Origin of the sequence: Stenotrophomonas sp. 3diitr2024 (assembly GCF_042136455.1) — a bacterium.
Classification (GTDB): Bacteria; Pseudomonadota; Gammaproteobacteria; order Xanthomonadales; family Xanthomonadaceae; genus Stenotrophomonas; species Stenotrophomonas sepilia.
In genome coordinates, this window is record NZ_JBHHMJ010000525.1 from 1 (window position 1) to 19,720 (window position 19,720).

General features: G+C 67.8%; 19 protein-coding genes. 12 read left to right on the forward strand and 7 right to left on the reverse strand.

The features are described 5' to 3' along the window. Together ABGA94_RS13295 and ABGA94_RS13300 are read right to left on the reverse strand one after the other, a co-directional pair. A partial coding sequence (locus ABGA94_RS13295; protein WP_375367507.1) for a transposase occupies positions 1-681 on the reverse strand: 681 nt, incomplete at its 3' end. A 99-nt stretch (positions 682-780) separates the two neighbouring features. After that, the gene (locus tag ABGA94_RS13300) at positions 781-1,578 is read right to left on the reverse strand and encodes a helix-turn-helix domain-containing protein (RefSeq protein WP_375367509.1); all 798 of its coding nucleotides are present in this window, start codon (positions 1,576-1,578) and stop codon (positions 781-783) included. Between the two features lie 78 nt (positions 1,579-1,656). Between ABGA94_RS13300 and ABGA94_RS13305 the strand changes: the two genes are divergently transcribed. Further along, the gene (locus ABGA94_RS13305; RefSeq protein ID WP_111128509.1) at positions 1,657-1,911 is read left to right on the forward strand and encodes a hypothetical protein; all 255 of its coding nucleotides are present in this window, start codon (positions 1,657-1,659) and stop codon (positions 1,909-1,911) included. Between the two features lie 82 nt (positions 1,912-1,993). Here ABGA94_RS13305 and ABGA94_RS13310 read toward each other — a convergent pair whose 3' ends face one another. Both ABGA94_RS13310 and ABGA94_RS13315 read right to left on the reverse strand, forming a co-directional pair. Further along, a complete protein-coding gene (locus ABGA94_RS13310) occupies positions 1,994-3,007 on the reverse strand; it encodes an energy transducer TonB (RefSeq protein WP_061478999.1) in 1,014 nt (337 codons plus the stop codon). A 200-nt stretch (positions 3,008-3,207) separates the two neighbouring features. Beyond that, on the reverse strand, positions 3,208-3,828 hold the full coding sequence (locus ABGA94_RS13315) for a TIGR00645 family protein (RefSeq protein ID WP_065177871.1): 621 nt from the start codon (positions 3,826-3,828) through the stop codon (positions 3,208-3,210). A 112-nt stretch (positions 3,829-3,940) separates the two neighbouring features. Here ABGA94_RS13315 and ABGA94_RS13320 point away from each other — a divergent pair, with 112 nt between their 5' ends. From ABGA94_RS13320 to ABGA94_RS13335, 4 genes are all read left to right on the forward strand, one after another. Beyond that, a complete protein-coding gene (locus ABGA94_RS13320; RefSeq protein ID WP_262220824.1) occupies positions 3,941-4,630 on the forward strand; it encodes a glutathione binding-like protein in 690 nt (229 codons plus the stop codon). A 160-nt stretch (positions 4,631-4,790) separates the two neighbouring features. Continuing rightward, positions 4,791-7,016 carry a S9 family peptidase gene (locus ABGA94_RS13325; RefSeq protein WP_065177872.1) on the forward strand — a complete coding sequence of 742 codons (2,226 nt, stop codon included), beginning with the start codon at positions 4,791-4,793 and terminating at the stop codon, positions 7,014-7,016. Positions 7,017-7,041: 25 nt separating this feature from the next. Then, the gene (locus tag ABGA94_RS13330; protein WP_262220825.1) at positions 7,042-7,557 is read left to right on the forward strand and encodes a cytochrome c oxidase assembly factor 1 family protein; all 516 of its coding nucleotides are present in this window, start codon (positions 7,042-7,044) and stop codon (positions 7,555-7,557) included. A 67-nt stretch (positions 7,558-7,624) separates the two neighbouring features. Then, positions 7,625-9,421, forward strand: coding sequence for a DUF885 domain-containing protein (locus tag ABGA94_RS13335; protein ID WP_005420189.1), 1,797 nt, complete (start codon positions 7,625-7,627; stop codon positions 9,419-9,421). Positions 9,422-9,511: 90 nt separating this feature from the next. On the opposite strand, the gene ABGA94_RS13340 is transcribed toward ABGA94_RS13335, so the two are convergent. Further along, the gene (locus tag ABGA94_RS13340; RefSeq protein WP_005420187.1) at positions 9,512-9,970 is read right to left on the reverse strand and encodes a hypothetical protein; all 459 of its coding nucleotides are present in this window, start codon (positions 9,968-9,970) and stop codon (positions 9,512-9,514) included. Positions 9,971-10,156: 186 nt separating this feature from the next. Between ABGA94_RS13340 and ABGA94_RS13345 the strand changes: the two genes are divergently transcribed. From ABGA94_RS13345 to ABGA94_RS13360, 4 genes are all read left to right on the forward strand, one after another. Further along, the gene (locus tag ABGA94_RS13345; RefSeq protein WP_005420185.1) at positions 10,157-10,405 is read left to right on the forward strand and encodes a hypothetical protein; all 249 of its coding nucleotides are present in this window, start codon (positions 10,157-10,159) and stop codon (positions 10,403-10,405) included. 123 nt (positions 10,406-10,528) lie between these two features. Then, on the forward strand, positions 10,529-11,446 hold the full coding sequence (locus ABGA94_RS13350; RefSeq protein WP_069138806.1) for a bestrophin family protein: 918 nt from the start codon (positions 10,529-10,531) through the stop codon (positions 11,444-11,446). Between the two features lie 19 nt (positions 11,447-11,465). Beyond that, positions 11,466-12,455, forward strand: coding sequence for a porphobilinogen synthase (hemB, locus tag ABGA94_RS13355; protein ID WP_005420181.1), 990 nt, complete (start codon positions 11,466-11,468; stop codon positions 12,453-12,455). 32 nt (positions 12,456-12,487) lie between these two features. Then, positions 12,488-12,757 carry a hypothetical protein gene (locus tag ABGA94_RS13360; RefSeq protein WP_095378227.1) on the forward strand — a complete coding sequence of 90 codons (270 nt, stop codon included), beginning with the start codon at positions 12,488-12,490 and terminating at the stop codon, positions 12,755-12,757. 82 nt (positions 12,758-12,839) lie between these two features. Here the strand turns inward: ABGA94_RS13360 and ABGA94_RS13365 are convergent, their stop codons facing one another. After that, positions 12,840-13,703, reverse strand: a complete 864-nt coding sequence (locus tag ABGA94_RS13365) for a PD40 domain-containing protein (protein ID WP_095378226.1) — start codon at positions 13,701-13,703, stop codon at positions 12,840-12,842. A 49-nt stretch (positions 13,704-13,752) separates the two neighbouring features. Here ABGA94_RS13365 and aroE point away from each other — a divergent pair, with 49 nt between their 5' ends. The 3 genes from aroE (at position 13,753) to dinG (ending at position 17,213) form a co-directional block, all read left to right on the forward strand. Continuing rightward, positions 13,753-14,598 carry a shikimate dehydrogenase gene (gene aroE, locus ABGA94_RS13370; RefSeq protein WP_005420177.1) on the forward strand — a complete coding sequence of 282 codons (846 nt, stop codon included), beginning with the start codon at positions 13,753-13,755 and terminating at the stop codon, positions 14,596-14,598. Between the two features lie 3 nt (positions 14,599-14,601). Next, a complete protein-coding gene (locus ABGA94_RS13375) occupies positions 14,602-14,955 on the forward strand; it encodes a hypothetical protein (protein ID WP_005420176.1) in 354 nt (117 codons plus the stop codon). A gap of 155 nt (positions 14,956-15,110) precedes the next feature. Then, complete coding sequence (dinG, locus tag ABGA94_RS13380) at positions 15,111-17,213, forward strand: ATP-dependent DNA helicase DinG (protein WP_375367514.1); 2,103 nt, start codon at positions 15,111-15,113, stop codon at positions 17,211-17,213. A 105-nt stretch (positions 17,214-17,318) separates the two neighbouring features. Here the strand turns inward: dinG and ilvD are convergent, their stop codons facing one another. Next, the gene (gene ilvD, locus ABGA94_RS13385; protein ID WP_065177877.1) at positions 17,319-19,157 is read right to left on the reverse strand and encodes a dihydroxy-acid dehydratase; all 1,839 of its coding nucleotides are present in this window, start codon (positions 19,155-19,157) and stop codon (positions 17,319-17,321) included. Positions 19,158-19,720 lie beyond the last annotated feature (563 nt).

Consider the following 19,720-nt stretch of genomic DNA (forward strand, 5'->3'; position numbering starts at 1 on the left):
CTTGCGCGGACGTCCTCGTCCGCGCATCTCCACCGGGCGCCCCAACGTCTGCTCCACCATCCGCAGGAACGCATCGTTCCCCATCGGGCGTTGTCTGGCGCTGTGGTTGCGGTTCGCGGGTACGTCGGCGGACGCATTCACATCGCGCAGGAATTCGGCATACAACGTCGCCCTTCCCAGAGCGGTCGCTGCCAGCGCCTCGAACGCGGGATGTTGCGTCAACATCGGATCATTGCGTCGTTGAAGGTTGCCATGCACGCTGGACCACGGGTGATCTTCAGCACTGACAGCAATTCCTGCACGGACGGGATTGCGTTCGATATAGCGGTATACGCTGAGAAGATACGCATCGCTGTCGATCATTGAGGAATGGAAGCGGCCCTGCCACAGAGGTCCACTGCGCCCGTGCCGCTGGTTGAAGGCCTGTACGTAGTTGTTGCCCTGCATGCGCATTGCACCAGCCAGACCCTGCTGTGTGGAGGGCGTGGCCAACAGGTGAACGTGGTTTCCCATCAGGACATAGGCATGCAGTGCGACGTGGTGCTTGAGGAATGCGCTGTGCAACAGATGCAGGAACAGTTGGCGGTCGATGTCGTCGACGAAGATCGCGCCCTTGTTCACACCGCGCTGGATCACGTGATAGGCCTGGCCTGCCAGCATCAGGCGCGCTTGTCGGGGCATCGGATCTGGAGACTGGACGGGGTTTCAGCCTGTCATTGCGGCCGCGAAGCCGGACATCAGGCAACGCCGCGATGCCGTGTCGGAAGAGTCAAAAGCGACTTAATTCCCTCCGTCCTCTTTTGCGTACCGCGCAGGCGTCACCCCCATCTCGCGCTTGAACACGTTGATGAAGGAGCTGGGCGTGTCGTAGCCCATCGACAGCGCGACGCTGATCACCGGCTCGCCCGCCAGCAGGCGTGGCAGCGACAGCAGCACGCGCAGGCGTTGCCGCCACTGGCCCAGGGTCATGCCTGTTTCGGCCTGCCAATGGCGGGCGAGGCTGCGGCTGGACAGGCCGCTGGCGGCTGCCCACGCTTCGACGCTGCAAAGGTCGTCCGGCGACCGTGCCAGCGCCGCCGCGATCCGCCGCAACCGTCGATCCTGCGGTTGTGGCAAGGCAAGCGGCAAAGGCGTGCTGGCGGCGATCTCATCGGCGATCACGCCGGCCAGGCGTGCCTGTGCGGCGTCCAGCGCCTGATGCGACCAACTCAGTGCGCGCATCATCGCGGCCTGCAACAGCACGTTCGGCTGGAAAATGCGCGGCACGGCGGGCAGCTCCAGACAGGCTTCGGCGTTGAAGTACAGGCTCCAGCCATCGAATGCCTCTGCCCCTACCAGGGCGTGAGGCAGCAAGGGCGGTATCCAGGCAGCATGCCCCGCCGGCAGCAACCAGTGCAGATCGCCGGCCTCGATCCGCAGCAGGCCGTGGTGGGCACCCAGCACTTGGCCGCGCACGTGCTGGTGGCGCGCGGTGCGGCGCCGTCCGGGCACCCGCAGCTGCGAGGCCAAGACGGGTGGACCGCCTTCGGCGTTCGCCAAAGCGGGGTCAATCAACGTGGGTGATGTCTGATCTGCCATATCCAATGGCAGTTATACGGCAGAAGTGCCAACGGCTGGGCGGCACACTGGGCTCCCGATCCCACAGGAGCATCACCCATGCAGCCGCAGGACATCCTTCCCGACCATCAGAACGAGGTGCAGGTGAACGGCCTCACCGTGCGCAAGGGCAGCGTCGGCGCCTTCCTCGCCAGCGTCCGTGACTGGCAGGACCCCGCCAGCGATGACGCCACCCGCGCCACCGCCGAAGCCGACCTGCGTGCGCTGCTGCCGGGCCTGCATGCGCTGGGCCTGTTCCAGGTGTTGGCCGCGCGTGATCCGGCACTGCAGCGCCTGATCGACAGCCTCGCCTGAAACGAACACGGCCCGGACATGCCGGGCCGTGTGGTCATTGCGGGGCGGAAACGACTTAATCCCCTCCGTCCCCTTTTCGCGGTCAGCTGCCGCCCGGGGCGAACACCAGGGTGCGGCGGGTGGTGACCGGTGCGCTGACCGGCTCGAAGCGCCAACGCTTGACCGCGTTCATGGCCTCGCGATCGAAGACGCGCGATGGCGTTGCGCGCAGCACACGGGCGTTGGTCACCGAACCGTCGGTGCCGACGGTGATTTCCACCAGCACTTCGCCGGAGGTGCCTGCGCGCAGCGCCTCGGACGGATAGCGCGGCGCCGGGGTGCTGACCGGGCGCAGGTTCGGCGCCGCAGCGGCCGCCGGAGCTGCGGCCTGGCGTGCGGCGCTGGCCTGCTGGGCGGCAGCCTGCTGCTGCTTCTGCTCGGCTTCGCGGCGGGCCGCAGCCTGGCGCTCGGCTTCCTGGCGCTCGTTGTCGCGGCGGGCAGCGTCCTGCTGGGCAGCGATCTGCTTGGCTGCGTCGGCTTCCTTGGCACGCTGCTCGGCCAGGCGCTGCTGTTCGGTCTGCTGCTTGCTGCGGTCCTCGGCGTCCTTCTTCGCCTTCTCGGCTTCGGCCTCGGTGCGCTTGGCCGCGTTCTGCACGCCCTTGGCCAGGCCGTCCTTCAGGCGCGGCAACGCCGGCGCAGAGGCGTCCACCTTCTCGATCAGTGCCACCAGGCGCTGCGCTTCGGTGTAGTCCTCGCGGCCCAGGTGCTGTTCGGCGGCGATCAGGGTGTAGGGCAGCAGATCGGTCAGTGCGCTCTTCACCGAGGCGTCGTCCGGCGTCTTGTCGCGCAGGGCAAGGTAGTACTCGATGGCGTTGTCGCCGGCCGGCGCGTACATGCGGTTCTCGCGCAGGGCCTGGCTGGCCGACTCACGCAGCTGCTCGGTGCCCATCGACTGCACCTTGGCGGCAACCACCGGTGCGGCCGGTGCAGCGGCGGTGGGTGCGGCGGCCGGGGCCGGTGCGGCGGTTTCCTCCTTGCCCGAGCAGGCAGCCAGTGCCAGTGCCAGGGCAACCGGCAGCCACCGGCGCGCGGCGGTGATCGTTGAGACGTGCGACATCCTGCTCCCCTCTAGAAGACGACGTGACGTAAATCATTGATATGCATGGCCGGGACCTGCGGTCCGGGCGCGGCAGGGTGACGTTTCCCGACGCCACCGCCGGCAACGGCGAGGGTGCAATCTAGCATCCCGGCCGCCGCCGCGTACAAGAGCAGTGGCCGGGATGGGCAACGGCGGCCGTGCCGTTGCCGGCGCCGACCTCAGTGGTCGTGCGCCTTGTCGTGCGACTTGCTGTGGCCGTTGGACATCAGCTTGTCGGTCCAGGCGATGCCGATCGCCGACAGGATGAACACGCAGTGGATGATGGTCTGCCACAGCACGCCTTCCTGAGTCAGCATCGAGCAGCGGGCGACACCGATGTTGGCGGCGGCCACGCTCATCTGCTCCGGCGTGCACAGCGGGATGCCATTCAGTGCGCCACTGGCGATGAAGGTCTTCAGCAGGTGGATCGAGGAGATGCCGATGATCGCCATCGCCAGCTTCACTTTCAGCACGCTGGCATTGACGTGGCTCAGCCATTCCGGCTGGTCCGGGTGGCCTTCCAGGCGCAGGCGCGAGACGAAGGTCTCATAGCCGCCGACGATCACCATCACCAGCAGGTTGGAGATCATCACCACGTCGATCAGGCCCAGCACGATCAGCATGATCTGCTGCTCGCCCATCGACACCGAATGCGAGATCAGGTGCCACAGTTCCTTGCCGAACAGGAACACGTAGACGCACTGCGCCACGATCAGGCCCAGGTACAGCGGCAGCTGCAGCCAGCGCGAGGCGAAGATCAGCGTGGACAACGGGGAGAGCGGCGGGCGGTTTGCACTCATGCGGGGGATGCTGCGTTTCGGGGGAGAGGCGAGGTTACCGGCCCGCCATGACGGTGCCAACCCAACTCACGCACTAGACTTCAGGTTCCTTTCCGCACCCCGAGCCGACGCCATGATCGACCTGTATTACTGGCCCACCCCGAACGGCCATAAAGTGACCCTGCTGTTGGAGGAAACCGGCCTGGAGTACCGCATCCACCCGGTCAACATCGGCTCGGGCGACCAGTTCAAGCCGGAATTCCTCGCCATTTCGCCCAACAACAAGATGCCGGCCATCGTCGACCACGCCCCAGTCGATGGCGGCGCCCCGCAGAGCGTGTTCGAGTCCGGCGCGATCCTGCTGTACCTGGCCGAGAAGACCGGCCGCTTCCTGCCCAGCGACCCGCGCGGCCGCGTCACCACCCTGGAATGGCTGTTCTGGCAGATGGCGGGCCTGGGCCCGATGAGCGGCCAGATGGGGCATTTCAATGTGTATGCCCCGGAAAAGATCCCGTATGCGATCGAGCGCTATGACAACGAAGTGCGCCGCCTGCACGGGGTGATGGACAAGCGCCTGGCCCAGCAGGCCTTCCTGGCCGGCGACGCGTACACCATCGCCGACATGGCCAGCTACCCGTGGATCGGCGCCTACGACAAGCTGCCGGTGGACTTCGCCGCGTTCCCGAACCTCAAGCGCTGGCACGAGACCATCGCCGCGCGCCCGGCCACCCAGCGCGCCTATGCGCTGCGCCAGCAGGTGAACCCGAACGCCGGCAAGCCGCTCAGCGACGAAGAGCGCAAGCATCTGTTCGGCCAGCGCTGACCCCGGCATCTGAAGGTGGGTGCCGACCGTTGGTCGGCACTCGTCCGCACTGCTTATGGGCAGAAGGTCATGCTGCCTTCCCGCACGGGCTTGGTTAGGATGGGGGACGACCGTCCCGCGCCCCGCGTGGAGGCGGACCTGCCGTTTGCCGGGATCCTCCATGCGCCACCTGTTCGCTTCGCTTGCCCTCATGCTCGCCACCAGTACCGCCGCCCACGCCGAAAAGCTGACCCTGGAAGCCATCACCGGCCCCCTGCCGTTGTCCGGCCCGACCCTGATGAAGCCCAAGGTGGCGCCGGACGGTTCGCAGGTCAGCTTCCTGCGCGGCAAGGACAGCGACCGCAACCAGCTGGACCTGTGGACCTACGACATCGGCAGCGGCCAGACCCGCCTGCTGGTTGATTCCAAGGTCGTGCTGCCCGGCACCGAGACCCTCAGCGATGAGGAAAAGGCCCGACGCGAGCGCCAGCGCATCGCCGCGATGACCGGCATCGTCGATTACCAGTGGTCGCCGGACGCGCAGCGCCTGCTGTTCCCGTTGGGCGGCGAACTCTACCTGTACGACCTCAAGCAGCATGGCCAGGCGGCCGTGCGCCAGCTGACCCACGGTGAAGGCTTCGCCACCGACGCCAAGCTGTCGCCCCAGGGCGGCTTCGTCAGCTTCATCCGTGGCCGCAACCTGTGGGTGATCGACCTGGCCAGTGGCAAGCAGCTGCAGCTGACCCGCGACGGCAGCACCACCATCGGCAACGGCGTGGCCGAGTTCGTCGCCGATGAGGAAATGGATCGCCACACCGGTTACTGGTGGGCGCCGGATGATTCGGCCATCGCCTTCGCCCGCATCGACGAGGCGCCGGTGCCGGTGCAGAAGCGCTACGAGGTCTATGCCGACCGCACCGACGTGATCGAACAGCGTTACCCGGCCGCCGGCGACGCCAACGTGCGCGTGCAGCTGGGCGTGATCGCACCGGCCGCCGATGCGCAGCCGCGCTGGATCGACCTGGGCAAGGAACAGGACATCTACCTGGCCCGCGTCGATTGGCGCGATGCGCAGCACCTGAGTTTCCAGCGCCAGTCGCGTGACCAGAAGCAGCTGGACCTGGTCGAAGTGGCGCTCGACTCCAACCGCCAGCGCGTGCTCGCCCACGAGACCAGCCCGACCTGGGTGCCGCTGCACAACAGCCTGCGCTTCCTTGAAGATGGCAGCGTGCTGTGGTCGTCCGAGCGCACCGGCTTCCAGCACCTGTACCGCATCGATGACAAGGGCAAGGCCACTGCGCTGACCCATGGCAACTGGCCGGTGGACGAACTGCTGGCGGTCGATGAGAAGGCCGGCAAGGCCTACTTCCGTGCTGGCATCGAGACCTCGCGCGAAAGCCAGATCTACGCGGTGTCGCTGCAGGGCGGTGAGCCGCAGCGCCTGTCGAAGGCGCCGGGCATGCACAGCGCCAGCTTCGCCCGCAATGCCAGCGTCTACGTGGACAGCTGGTCCAACAGCACCACGCCGCCGCAGATCGAACTGTTCCGCGCCAACGGCGAGAAGATCGCCACGCTGGTCGAGAACGACCTGACCGATCCCAAGCACCCGTATGCGCGCTACCGCGATGCGCAGCGCCCGGTCGAGTTCGGCACGTTGATGGCTGCCGACGGCAAGACCCCGTTGAACTACAGCCTGATCAAGCCGGCCGGCTTCGATCCGTCCAAGCGCTACCCGGTGGCGGTGTACGTCTACGGCGGCCCGGCCAGCCAGACCGTCACCGACAGCTGGCCCGGCCGCGGCGACCATCTGTTCAACCAGTACCTGGCCCAGCAGGGCTACGTGGTGTTCTCGCTGGACAACCGCGGCACTCCGCGCCGTGGCCGCGACTTCGGTGGTGCGCTGTACGGGAAGCAGGGCACGGTGGAAGTGACCGACCAGCTGCGCGGCGTGGCCTGGCTGAAGCAGCAGCCGTGGGTGGACCCGGCGCGCATCGGCGTGCAGGGCTGGTCCAACGGCGGTTACATGACTCTGATGCTGCTGGCCAAGGCATCGAACCAGTACGCCTGTGGCGTGGCCGGCGCACCGGTCACCGATTGGGGCCTGTATGACAGCCACTACACCGAACGCTACATGGACCTGCCGGCGCGCAACGAAGCGGGGTACCGCGAAGCGCGCGTGCTGACCCATATCGAAGGCCTGCGTTCGCCGTTGCTGCTGATTCACGGCATGGCCGATGACAACGTGCTGTTCACCAACTCGACCAGCCTGATGAGCGCGCTGCAGAAGCGCGGCCAGCCGTTCGAGCTGATGACCTATCCGGGTGCCAAGCATGGCCTGTCCGGCGCCGATGCCCTGCATCGCTACCGTGTGGCCGAAGCCTTCCTGGGACGCTGCCTGAAGCCCTGATGCACAAACGGGAAGGAGCCCGCCGATGACACTGCCGCCGCCGATTCCCACCCATGGCGCGAAGCCTGCCGGCTGGTGGTCCCGTCACTGGCGCTGGGCGATGCCGCTGGCCGTGCTGCTGGTGTTGGCCGGTGCCGGTGGCGTGGTGGCCTGGAGCGTGCTGCGCTGGAGCGAGGCGGCACGCGAGAGCCCGCCGATGCGCGAGGCGATGCGCCGCGCTGGATGCAGCATCGAACTGGTGGAAGCCTTCGGCGAGCCGCTGCGTGCCGAGTCGATGCCGCTGGGCAGCATGCAGACCGCGATCAACGGCCAGCGTGACGTCGGCCTGACCGTGGCCCTGGAAGGCCCGCGCGCGCGCGGCCGGCTGTTCGTGAAGGGCACCCGCAGCGACGACGTCTGGGACTATCCGGTGATGTATGTGCTGGGCGAGAACAAGCAGACGTTCGACCTGACCGCGCTGGATGATGACGAGGCCGCGCAGGAATGCGAGCTGCAGGCCTGCCGCGAACGCGGCGAATGCCCGCTGGCCGCGGCGTTGTGACCTCCGGCCGATTGTCGCCACAGCGCTGAGCGCGTAGGGTGCGGGCAACCCTGTCCTGGAGTGCACCATGAAGCCGATCGCGTTGGCCGTTGCCCTGGCCCTGACTGCCGCCCCGCTGATGTCCGCACCGCCGGCGCTGGCGGCACCCGCCGCCAAGGCCGCTACTCCGGCCAGCCCGGCCTGGGTGGCCCGCAGCAACGCACTGGCGCAGATCCTGCTTGATGCGCAGGGCCCGTTCCAGCCGGAAGAAACCGGCTTCTTCGGCGTGCCCGGCTATGACGACAAGGTGGCCGACCTCGGTGCGGACAATGGCAAGCGCTACCGCGCCGCGATGGCCAAGGCCCGCGATGAACTGAAAGCCAAGCTGGCCACCGAGCAGGATCCCAACGTCCGCCAGGACCTGGAGATCATGATCCACGCCGCCAACCAGAACATCGAAGGCAGCGAGCTCAACGAGAAGTACCTGCTGCCATGGAGTGACGCGCCGCAGACCATCTTCAGCGGCCTCAACCTGCTGCTGTCCGACCAGGTGCCGGCCGAGCGCCGGGCCAAGGCGATCGACCGCCTCAAGGCCTACGCCGGGCTGCAGCCGGGTGGCACCGCGTTCACCACGCTGGCCCGCCAGCGTTACGAAGAGCGCTTGAAGGACGGCAGCCTGCTGCAGCCGACGAAGATCGAAGTGCAGCAATCGCTGGACAATGTCGAGACGTACATCACCGGCATCGAGTCGCTGCTGAAGAAGTACCAGATCGCCGGCGCCGATGAGGCGATGAAGGCCCTGGCCGGGCAGATGAAGGACTACGCCGCCTGGACCCGCAAGGACGTGCTGCCGAAGGCACGCACCGATGCGCGCCTGCCGGCGCCGCTGTACGCCTACCAGCTCAAGCAGGTCGGTATCGATATCGATCCGAAGCTGCTGATGCAGCGCGCGCAGCTGGAGTTCATGGAAACCCGCTCGGCGATGCAGCAGCTGGCGCCGCTGGTGGTGAAGGACAAGGGTCTGAAGGTGGCCGACCCGAGTGACCCGGTGGCGGTGATCCGCGCGCTGAAGGCCGACAAGATCGCCGACGACCATCTGGAAGGGCACTACCGCAAGGTGATCGATGCGATCGATCCGCTGATCCGCGAGCATGCCATCGTCGACGTGCCCAAGCGCGCCATGCAGATGCGCCTGGGTTCGGCCGCCGAGAGCGCGGCCAGCCCGGCCCCGCATTTCCTGCCGGCGCCGCTGGTCAACAACACCGGGCAGCAGGGCACCTTCGTGCTGCCGCTGGGCAACCCGGCGGCGGGCCCGGGCGCACAATACGACGATTTCAACTTCGGTGCGGCGGCATGGACGCTGAGCGCGCATGAAGGCCGCCCCGGCCACGAGCTGCAGTTCACCGCGATGGTCGAGCGTGGTGTCTCGCTGGCACGCACCATGTTCGCGTTCAATTCGGTGAATGTTGAAGGCTGGGCGCTGTATGCCGAGGCCGAGATGGTGCCGTACGAGCCGCTGGACGGGCAGATGATCGCCCTGCAGTTCCGCCTGCTGCGGGCCGCACGCGCAATGCTTGACCCGATGCTCAACCTCGGCCTGACCGACCGCGCCAACGGCGAACGTGTGCTGATGGAGCAGGTCGGCCTGTCCAAGGCGATGGCCACCCAGGAACTGGACCGTTACATGGTGCGCATGCCGGGCCAGGCGGGCAGCTACTTCTATGGCTACACCCGCATCCTCGAACTGCGCATGCAGACCGAGCTGGCACTGGGCGCGAAGTTCGACCGCCTGGCGTTCAACAACTTCCTGCTCGACCAGGGCCTGCTGCCGCCGGACCAGCTGGCCGATGCGGTGAACAAGGTGTTCGTGCCGAAGTACAAGTGATGCCCGCGCCGGGGTCGGATCCCTTTCCGCAGGAAAGGGCTCTGACCCCGTGCGTCAATGTCCATCCACGCATGGCGTGGATCTACTGCATCACCGCTGCGGCGTGATCACCTGGGTCGGCAACCGTGCCGGCGGTTCCGGATTGGGTACCCAGATCGCCACGCCGGCGGCGCGCTTCTGCGTGGTCGGAATACCGATGCCGACGCCACCCCCCACATGCGAGCCGAAGGTGCCGGCACCCACCGACATGCCCACCGGTGAGCCGCTGCTGCCCACGCCCATCAGCACCACGCCATTGGCGCCCAGTGCCGCCGCTTCACGCTTCAGGCGTGCCACCGCGGCATCGGTCTGGCCCTGCGTGCCGAAGCCCACGGCAGATGCCGATTCCAGCTGCGCGATTTCCTGCGAGCCGGCCGGTGGCGTGGAATAGATCTGCACCAGTGCCGGATCGATCGGCGCGCGGGCGCGCCCCAGCATGACCTTGGAGGTGCTGGCACAACCGGCGGCGACCAGCAGGATGGCCGCCAGCGCGGCCCAACGGATGTTCATGGCACGACCCCTGTAGGACTGGTTGCGATCTTCGGTGGGCCACTCTGAATCGGCGCCAACACCCGGGCCCGGGCACCCACGGCAGCACGCTAGCACGCGTCGGGTGACAGCCCCGCCAACGGCAGTAGGCGGCGACCGCGTGAACGACTATGGTGGACAGACAGGAACCAACTGCGGGAGAGCGGAATGGGCGTGATCAGTCTGTTGTGGGGCGTACTTGCGCTGTTGTGGATGATCCTGGCGCTGATTCCGCTGCTTGGCTGGGGCAACTGGTTCCTGATCCCGTTCGCCGCCGTCGGCGCGGTGATCGCCGCGCTGGGCATCCTGTTTACCCACCCGACCAAGCGCGGTCGGGCCTGGGCCGGGCTGGTGCTGAACGGCATCGTGGTGGTGGTCGGCATCCTGCGCCTGGGCCTGGGCGGCGGCGTGATCTGAATCCCGGCACCCGGTGCGACCGGGCGTCGCAGATACACGGCTGCTGGCCGGGCAGGGGCGTACAATGAGCGGCTGCGCGAGCCCCCCGCGTGCCTGTGATTCCGCGCCTGGCGCGGCTGCCCGATGATCATCCGACCCCGTCCCCACGGCTGGCAACTGCTGTACATCCTGCGCGGCTCGATCGTCAAAGCGATCGCGCCGAAGGTGCTGGCCATCCTGATCCTGTCCATTGCCGTGGCGGCCGTGGTGGAACTGGCCCCGCCGACCGGCATCGAACGCGTGTCGGTCACGCCGTTCACCCTGCTCGGCCTGGTCCTGTCGATCTTCCTCAGCTTCCGCAACAGCGCCTGCTATGACCGCTGGTGGGAAGGCCGCAAGCTGTGGGGCCAGCTGGTCTACGAATCACGTTCGCTGGCCCGCCAGGTGCACCTGCTGCTGGCCGATGACGGCGGCCGCCGTCGCCGCATCGCGTACCTCACCACCGCGTTCGCCCATGCGCTGGCCGCGCGCCTGCGTGGACGCATCGTGGCCCTGGCTGCCTTGCCATGGCTGGACAAGCCGCAACGCGAGCAGCTGGGCCAGCGCGAGAACGTGCCGGATGCATTGCTGTCGATGATCGCTGCCGAGCTGGCCCAGGCGCTGCGCGCCGGCGAGCTCGATCCGATTCTCTACACCCAGCTGGAGGAGCGCCTGCACGCGATGTCGTCGATCCAGGCCGGCTGCGAGCGCATCCTCACCACGCCGCTGCCGTTCGCCTACACCCTGCTGCTGCATCGCTGCGCGTGGATGTTCTGCGTGCTGCTGCCGTTCGGCCTGGCCAGTTCGCTGGGCTGGGGCACGCCGGTGCTGTCGGCGGTGCTGGCCTATGCCTTCTTCGGCCTGGACCAGCTGGGCGAAGAAATGGAAGACCCGTTCGGCTTGGAGCCGAACGACCTGCCGCTGGACGCGCTGGTGCGCACGATCGAGATCGACCAGCTCGACGCGCTCGGCGAACGCCCCTTGCCCGAACCCCTGCTGCCGCAGGGTTACCTGTTGCAATAGCCACTCCTCGGAGCCTGCCATGTCCCATCCGCTTTACCGCCCGCGCCGCATGCGCCACGACGAGTTCTCGCGCCGCCTGATGCGCGAGAACACGCTGACCACCGACGACCTGATCTACCCGGTGTTCGTGCACGAACTGGCGGGCCGCACCGCAGTGCCGTCGATGCCGGGCGTGGAGCGGCTGTCGATCGAAGAGCTGCTGAAGGTGGCCGAAGAAGCGCTGGAACTGGGCATTCCGGTGATCGACCTGTTCCCGGTGATCGACCCGTCGCTGAAGTCGCTGGACGCGTCGGCGGCGTGGGCCGAGGACGGCCTGGCGCAGCGTGCGATCCGCGCGCTGAAGTCGCGCTTCCCGGAACTGGGCGTGATGACCGACGTGGCGCTGGACCCGTACACCACCCACGGCCAGGACGGCATCATCGACGACAAGGGCTATGTGCTGAACGACATCACGGTCGAAGCGCTGGTCAAGCAGTCGGTGTCGCACGCCGAGGCCGGTGTGGACATCGTCTCGCCGTCGGACATGATGGACGGCCGCATTGGCGCGATCCGCCGTGCGCTGGATGCCGACAACCACATCAACGTGCGCATCATGGCCTACTCGGCCAAGTACGCCTCGGCGTTCTACGGCCCGTTCCGTGATGCGGTGGGCAGCGCGGCCAGCCTCGGCAAGGCCGACAAGAAGACCTACCAGATGGACCCGGCCAACGGCGACGAGGCTCTGCGCGAGATCGCGCTGGACCTGGAAGAGGGCGCCGACATGGTGATGGTCAAGCCGGGCATGCCGTACCTGGACCTGGTGCGCAGGGTGAAGGACACGTTCGGCGTGCCGACCTTCGCCTACCAGGTCAGTGGCGAGTACGCGATGATGAAGGCCGCCTTCGCCAACGGCTGGCTGGACGAGCGTGCCTGCGTGCTGGAGTCGCTGCTGGGCTTCAAGCGGGCCGGTGCCGATGGCGTGCTGACCTATTTCGCGCCGCAGGTGGCGCGATGGCTGCGCGAGCGCTGACAATAGCGCCACGATAGACGGAGGACTGCGCGATGGGACCCGAACTGGGATGGATGCAATGGCTGATCTGGGGCACCGGTGTCCTGGTGTTCGGTGCCATCATCGTCGCTGTCTTCATCGCCGCCTGGCGGGCGGGCAAGCGCCCGCCGGAGCAGCTTTCCGCCGCCCGCCACGTAGCCCGTGAGCAGGCCCTGCCGGACAGCGTGCAGGCCGAGCTGGCTGCGTTGAACCAGCGCAAGGACAACGGCCAGCTGAGCGAGATGGAGTACGAGCAGTTGCGCGCCAAGGTGCTGTCGCGCTGACGGGCAATCCCCGGGGTCGGATCCCTTTCCGCAGGAAAGGGCTCTGACCCCTTCGCGGGCGCCATCCACGCATGGCGTGGATCTACCGCACGCACCCGGCCACCGCCGCCACCCTGGGCACCGCCAACCGGTACACGTCCACGCCACCGGCGCGCGGCGCCTTTGCCGCGCTGCTGGCCACCATCATCTCGCCGGGCCTGGCGTTGTCGATCACCGGCGCGCCGGTCCAGCCGCCGGCCTGGTTGAACGACAGTCCCAGCGGCTGCAGCGCCACACCGCTCCACGCACAGCCGCTGCTCCAGACCTGCGCGGTACTGCCGTGGCCGCGGCTGAACACCACGGCGCCGTCATGGCCCAGCCAGTCGCCGTCGGTCTCGTCGTCGGCGCTGTTCAGCGCGCTCAGTGCGGTGGCCGGGCCACGCAGGCCCTGCGCATCCAGCGTCGCTATGAACAGGTCCCAGCCGGCGCCATGGCCCTGCTGGCGGGCAAACAACAGCTGCTTGCCATCCGCGCTCAGGGCCGGTCCGCGCTCTTCCCGGCGCCCGCCGTCACCGCCCAGCGGCTGCGCTGGGCCCAGCCGGCCATCGGTGGCCAGCGCAGCGCGGTACAGCGCCAGCGCGCCCTCGCGGCCGGCCGCGAACAACAGCCAGCGGCCATCACGGCTGAAGTAGGGATCACGGGCTTCACCGGCCACGCCGACCGGCAGTGCCTGTGCCTGCTGCCAACGACCGTCGACCACGCGTGCCTCCCACAGGCCCCAGCCGGCTTCGTCGCGGCGGGCGAAAACGATGCGCTGGCCATCGGCGCTGATCGTGGCGCGACCCTCGTCGGCGCGGGTCGAGACCACGCCCATGCCTTCGATGCCGTACTCGTTCAACGCCATCGCCACGGGGGCAGAGAGTAGACTGGCGGCAAGCACCAGCAGGGGCGGGGTGATGCGCATCATCCGGTTCCATGCACGAACAGAGCATCAGTCTAGCCAGCTTGAGGATTCCATGACCGACCGTTACGCCGTCTTCGGACACCCCGTCGCCCATTCGAAGTCGCCGCAGATCCATGCGTCGTTCGGTCGCCAGGAAGGCATCGCCATCGACTATCGCGCGATCGACCTGGCCCCGGAGGCGTTCCTGGCCGGCCTGGAGGCCTTCGCTGCCGAGGGCGGTGTCGGTGCCAATGTCACCCTGCCGCACAAGGAAACCGCGTTCTCGGTGTGCACCACGCTGACCGCACGGGCGCGCCGCGCCGGATCGGTCAACACGCTGCTGCGCAAGGGCGACCGTTGGCACGGCGACACCACCGATGGCATCGGCCTGGTGCGCGACCTGACCGACCGCCACGGCCTGGACCTGCGCGGCCGTCGCGTGCTGATGATCGGTGCCGGTGGCTCGGCGCGCAGCGTCGCCCCGGCGCTGCTCGATGCCGGCATCACCGAACTGGTGGTGGTCAACCGCACGCCGGAACGTGCCGACGAGCTGATCGATGCCATGGGCGAACCGGGCCGCGCGATCAGCCGCTACTGGGAGGACCTGCGCGACCTGGGCGACTTTGAACTGATCGTCAACGCCACCTCGGCGGGCCGCGACCGCGATGTCGAGTTCAAGCTGCCGCTGTCGCTGGTCAACTCGATGACCACCGCCGTCGACCTGAACTACGGCGAGGCGGCGATCGCCTTCCTGGCATGGGCACGCGCGGCGAACTGCCGCAACACCGTGGATGGCCTGGGCATGCTGGTCGAACAGGCCGCCGAGAGCTTCCTGCAGTGGCACGGCGTACGCCCGCAGACCGACGAGGTCTACCAGGCGCTGCGCCAGGGCCCGGCTGTGTTGGCCGGCGAGGACTGATCGATGGACGGCACGACCTTGATGGTGACCGTGCTGAGCATGGTCGGTGTGCGCCTGCCGGTGCTGATCGCGCTGTGCGTCGGCCTGGTCTGGGTGGTCGGTGCGCCGCGCGATGCGACCCGCACCGGCGCCCTGGTCGGCCTGCTGCTGTTGCTGTTGACCAGCCTCGGTGGGATGGCGGCGGGCATCCTGCCGATGTGGATGGTCCGCAGTGGTGATTTCAGTGCCGTGTCGAGCCTGAGCGCCATCCTCGGCGTGCTGCATTTCGCGCTGGCAATGGTCGAGGCCATCGGCGTGGTGCTGCTGGTGTGGGCGCTGGTGCGCCTGCTGCGGCTGCGCGGCAACGCGGTGCAGTGACACCGCGGTGACGGCCCAGGGCCGTCGCCAGCAGCGTCCGGCGTGTTCATCCAGCCGCCGGGCGTCGCCGCTGCCCCGTTCAGGCAGCCAGCGGCGGCGGACATGGCCGGCCATGCGACAATGACCGGCCCGATCCAGCCACGGTAATTCCCGGCGTGACCGAAACCGTCGCCGCTCCGCGCACGCTCGATGACCCCTTGAAGGACGCGATCCGCAAGGCGTACACGACGCTGCAGGCCAATACTCCCGGCTTCTCCACCCGCCGCTCGCAGAGCCAGATGATCGGCGTGGTGTCACGCGCGCTGTCGAAGAGCGGCGGCGTTGGCGTGGTCGAGGCGCCGACCGGCGTCGGCAAGAGCCTGGGTTACCTCACTGCGGGCGTACCGATTGCGCTGGCCAGCAAGAAGAAGCTGGTGATCAGCACCGGCACCGTGGCGCTGCAGTCGCAGCTGGTCGAGCGCGATATCCCGAACTTCCTCAAGGCCACCGGCCTGGAAGCAACCGTGGCGCTGGCCAAGGGCCGTACCCGCTACCTGTGCACGCGTAACGCCGCCGAAGCACAGGGCGAGGGCTCGCAGGGCGGCATGTTCGAGGATGAAGCACCACTGTTCGACCGGCCGCTGGCGCCGATCGAGATGGACATCGCCAAGCGCCTGACCGATGCCTTCACCGGCGGCAGCTGGGACGGCGATATCGACAATGCGCCGGAGACCATCAGTCCCGGCCTGCGCAGCCGCATCACCACGCCGGCCTCGGGCTGCGCCGGGCGCCGTTGTGCGTATTCGGCGCAGTGCGCGGTGCTGCGTTCACGCAACACCGTGCGCGATGCGCAGATCGTGGTCACCAACCACGCGCTGCTGCTGTCGGCGCTGTCGATCGGCGACAGCGACAACGGCCAGCCGTTGATCGCGCCGCCGTCGGACATGCTGCTGGTGCTGGACGAAGGCCATCACATCGGCAACGTGGCGATCGACCAGGGCGCGGCCAGCCTGGCGCTGGATGAAATGGCCAAGCGCACCGGGCGCCTGCAGATCCTGATTGCCGGTGCCTACCGCGCGGTCGACAAGGACCGCCTCGGCAACCTGCTGCCGAACGAAGCGATCGAGGTCGCCAGCAACGTCGCCAAGCAGCTGCGCGCGTTCCGCGATCACATCGAGCGGGTGTGGATGCCGGCGCCAGCGGACGAGGAGCCGATGTGGCGCGCGGCCAACGGCCGTTTGCCGGAGGCCTGGCGCGAGCCGATCGAGGCACTGGCCGACGAGACCCGCAGCCTCTACAACTGGGCGCATGCCGCCACCGCGCAGGTGGCCAAGGGCAAGCCGGACGATGCCGCGCGCGAGCGCCTGCAGCGCAACCTGGGCATGGCGCTGGAAATGATCGAGCAACAGTACAACCTGTGGCAGGCCTGGCGCCGCGAGGACAAGGACGGCGCGCCGCCGATGGCGCGCTGGGTCACCGCCACCCGCGACGGCGACCTGGTGCTGCACGGCTCGCCGGTATCGGCCGCGCACGTGCTGCGCAAGCTGCTGTGGGATGAGGTGGACTCGGTGGTGATGACCTCGGCGACGCTGACCGGCGGTGGCGATTTCCAGTCGCTGGCGATCGACAACGGCATTCCGGAAGAGGCCGAGATGGTCTCGCTGTCGTCGCCGTTCGACCTGCCCAACCAGGCCGAGCTGATCGTGCCCAGGTTCCCGGTCACCCCCGACGACCGCGAAGGCCATCCCCGCGAAGTGGCGCGCTACCTCGACACCGAGCTGGATTGGGCCAAGGGCTCGATGGTGCTGTTCACCTCGCGCTGGAAGATGGAAAAGGTGGCCGGGCTGATGCCGGCCGCGCGGCGCAAGCAGGTGCTGGTACAGGGCGAGATGTCCAAGACCCGGCTGATCGAAGAACACCTGCGCCGCGTCGAAGCGGGTGAGGGTTCGGTGCTGTTCGGCCTGAACTCGTTCGGTGAAGGCCTCGACCTGCCCGGTGAAGCGTGCACCACGGTGGTGATCACCCAGGTGCCGTTCGCGGTGCCGACCGATCCGCAGACTGCCACCCTCAGCGAATGGTTCGAGGGCCGCGGGCTCAATGCGTTCAACCTGATCGCCATTCCGCACGCGCTTCGCACGTTGACCCAGTTCGCCGGCCGCCTGATCCGCACCTCCACCGACACCGGCCGCGTGATCATCCTCGATTCGCGGCTGCTGACCCGCCGCTACGGCAAGCGCATCATCGACGCGCTGCCGCCGTTCAAGCGCGTGATCGGCTGAAAAAAGGGGACGGAGGGGATTAAGTCGTTTGTGCCTCAAACGACTTAATCCCCTCCGTCCCTTTTTTTAAGATGCCGGCCAGCGGCCGGCACTACCGGATCGGCATCAATCGCCCAGCAGGGCGGTGTTGCGTACGGCGCCCTTGTCGGCACTGGTGGCGAGCAGGGCGTAGGCCTTCAACGCGCTGGTGACCTTGCGCGGGCGCGGCGCACGCGGTTTCCAGCCGCGTGCATCGGCCTCGCTGCGGCGCTGGACCAGCGTGGCCTCATCCAGCAACAGGTCGATGCGGCGGGCCGGGATGTCGATGCGGATGCGGTCACCGTCTTCCACAAGCCCGATCGCGCCGCCACTGGCCGCTTCCGGCGAAACGTGGCCGATCGACAACCCCGAGGTGCCACCGGAGAAGCGGCCATCGGTGAGCAGCGCGCACTGCTTGCCCAGTCCCTTCGACTTCAGGTAGCTGGTCGGGTACAGCATCTCCTGCATGCCCGGGCCGCCCTTCGGCCCTTCGTAGCGGATCACCACCACCTCGCCCGGCTGCACCTCGTCGGCGAGGATGCCGGCGACGGCGGCGTCCTGGCTTTCGTAGACGCGTGCGGGGCCTTCGAACACATGGATCGATTCGTCCACGCCGGCGGTTTTCACCACGCAGCCATCGACGGCCAGATTGCCGCGCAGCACAGCCAGGCCACCTTCCAGCGAATACGCATGTTGCAGCGAGCGGATGCAGCCCTCGGCGCGGTCCAGGTCCAGCGCGGGCCAGCGCGTGGCCTGGCTGAAGGCCTCCTGGGTGGGGATGCCGGCCGGGCCGGCCTTGAAGAAGGTATGCAGGGTGTCGTTGTCGCTGCGCACCACGTCCCAGCGTTCCAGCGCTTCGGCCAGGCTGGCGCTGTGCACGGTCGGCACTGTGGTATCGAGCAGGCCGGCGCGATCCAGTTCACCGAGGATGCCGAACACGCCGCCGGCGCGGTGCACGTCCTCGATGTGGTACTTCGGTGTGTTCGGCGCCACCTTGCACAGCTGCGGGACGCGTCGCGACAGCGCGTCGATGTGGGTCAGGTCGAAGTCGACCTCCGCTTCCTGCGCTGCGGCCAGCAGATGCAGGATGGTGTTGGTGGAGCCGCCCATGGCGATGTCCAGGGTCATCGCGTTGGCGAACGCGGCCTGGGTGGCGATCCCGCGCGGCAGCGCGCTCGGGTCCTCGCCGCCGTACCAGCGATGGCAGAGCTCGACGATCAGGCGGCCGGCGCGGCGGAACAGCGCCTCGCGGTCGGCATGGGTGGCCAGCGTAGTGCCGTTGCCGGGCAGCGACAGGCCCAGCGCTTCGGTCAGGCAGTTCATCGAGTTGGCGGTGAACATGCCCGAGCAGGAGCCGCAGGTGGGGCAGGCGCTGCGTTCAAAGGCCGCGACCTTCTCGTCGGAGGCGCTGTCATCGGCGGCCACCACCATCGCGTCGACCAGGTCCAGCTTGTGCTCGGACAGCTTTGTCTTGCCCGCTTCCATCGGCCCGCCGGAGACGAACACCACCGGGATGTCCAGGCGCAGCGCAGCCATCAGCATGCCGGGGGTGATCTTGTCGCAGTTGCTGATGCACACCAGCGCGTCGGCGCAGTGCGCGTTGACCATGTACTCCACGGCGTCGGCGATGATCTCGCGGCTGGGCAGCGAATACAGCATCCCGTCGTGGCCCATCGCGATGCCGTCGTCCACGGCGATGGTGTTGAATTCCTTGGCGACGCCACCGACCTGTTCGATTTCGCGCGCGACCAGCTGGCCGAGGTCCTTCAGGTGCACGTGGCCGGGCACGAACTGGGTGAAGGAGTTGGCGATGGCAATGATCGGCTTGTGGAAGTCGCCGTCCTTCATGCCGGTGGCACGCCACAGGGCGCGGGCGCCGGCCATGTTGCGGCCGGCGGTGGAGGTGCGGGAACGGTATTCGGGCATGGCTGGCGGAACGGGCGGGCCGTACGACGTGGGGGTCAGCCGATCATGGCCAATTTTTTCGGTTGCTGCTGCAACCACCTTCACCGCTTGCAGCGGCTTGGTGGTCCGCGCATTTCCCCTTATCCCCGCGCCTGCGGCGCGCCCCCTTGAACAACAAGGGGGCTTCTCGCCGGAGACTTGGCTGCGCGCGCCGGGCATAGCGCGGCGCCGCGGGGCGTGTGCCAACCAAGGTTGGCACCTACCAGTGCGGTGTGCCGCCCGGGGTCGGATCCCATCGCAGCGCGATGGGCTCTGACCCCAATGCCGACGAAAATGAAAGGCCGTTCATCTTTCCCACTTTGCCGATTCCGGTTGCTGGCCCGGATTTGGCATCATTGGGGCATTGATCCGTATACAGGGCATGAGGCCATGAAACGTTCACGCACCACCGCGCTGCTGCTGATGAGCGCTGCGCCGCTGCTGTTCACCGCCTGCCAGAAGGAGCCGGAGGTGAAGGTGCAGGAAGGCCTGTACACCTCGGTCGAGGCCTGCACCGAGGCCACCGGTGATCCGTCGTCGTGCCG

Excerpts from the sequence above, each read along its gene's own strand:
- ABGA94_RS13340 (WP_005420187.1), bottom strand. The coding sequence starts at position 9,970 with ATGAACATCCGTTGGGCCGCGCTGGCGGCCATCCTGCTGGTCGCCGCC.
- ABGA94_RS13360 (WP_095378227.1), top strand. The coding sequence starts at position 12,488 with ATGGGACCCGAACTGGGATGGATGCAATGGCTGATCTGGGGCACCGGT.
- aroE (WP_005420177.1), top strand. The coding sequence starts at position 13,753 with ATGACCGACCGTTACGCCGTCTTCGGACACCCCGTCGCCCATTCGAAG.
- ABGA94_RS13330 (WP_262220825.1), top strand. The coding sequence starts at position 7,042 with ATGACACTGCCGCCGCCGATTCCCACCCATGGCGCGAAGCCTGCCGGC.
- ABGA94_RS13365 (WP_095378226.1), bottom strand. The coding sequence starts at position 13,703 with ATGATGCGCATCACCCCGCCCCTGCTGGTGCTTGCCGCCAGTCTACTC.
- ABGA94_RS13350 (WP_069138806.1), top strand. The coding sequence starts at position 10,529 with ATGATCATCCGACCCCGTCCCCACGGCTGGCAACTGCTGTACATCCTG.
- ABGA94_RS13310 (WP_061478999.1), bottom strand. The coding sequence starts at position 3,007 with ATGTCGCACGTCTCAACGATCACCGCCGCGCGCCGGTGGCTGCCGGTT.
- ABGA94_RS13315 (WP_065177871.1), bottom strand. The coding sequence starts at position 3,828 with ATGAGTGCAAACCGCCCGCCGCTCTCCCCGTTGTCCACGCTGATCTTC.
- ABGA94_RS13320 (WP_262220824.1), top strand. The coding sequence starts at position 3,941 with ATGATCGACCTGTATTACTGGCCCACCCCGAACGGCCATAAAGTGACC.
- ilvD (WP_065177877.1), bottom strand. The coding sequence starts at position 19,157 with ATGCCCGAATACCGTTCCCGCACCTCCACCGCCGGCCGCAACATGGCC.
- hemB (WP_005420181.1), top strand. The coding sequence starts at position 11,466 with ATGTCCCATCCGCTTTACCGCCCGCGCCGCATGCGCCACGACGAGTTC.
- ABGA94_RS13325 (WP_065177872.1), top strand. The coding sequence starts at position 4,791 with ATGCGCCACCTGTTCGCTTCGCTTGCCCTCATGCTCGCCACCAGTACC.
- ABGA94_RS13305 (WP_111128509.1), top strand. The coding sequence starts at position 1,657 with ATGCAGCCGCAGGACATCCTTCCCGACCATCAGAACGAGGTGCAGGTG.
- ABGA94_RS13300 (WP_375367509.1), bottom strand. The coding sequence starts at position 1,578 with ATGGCAGATCAGACATCACCCACGTTGATTGACCCCGCTTTGGCGAAC.
- ABGA94_RS13335 (WP_005420189.1), top strand. The coding sequence starts at position 7,625 with ATGAAGCCGATCGCGTTGGCCGTTGCCCTGGCCCTGACTGCCGCCCCG.
- ABGA94_RS13375 (WP_005420176.1), top strand. The coding sequence starts at position 14,602 with ATGGACGGCACGACCTTGATGGTGACCGTGCTGAGCATGGTCGGTGTG.
- ABGA94_RS13345 (WP_005420185.1), top strand. The coding sequence starts at position 10,157 with ATGGGCGTGATCAGTCTGTTGTGGGGCGTACTTGCGCTGTTGTGGATG.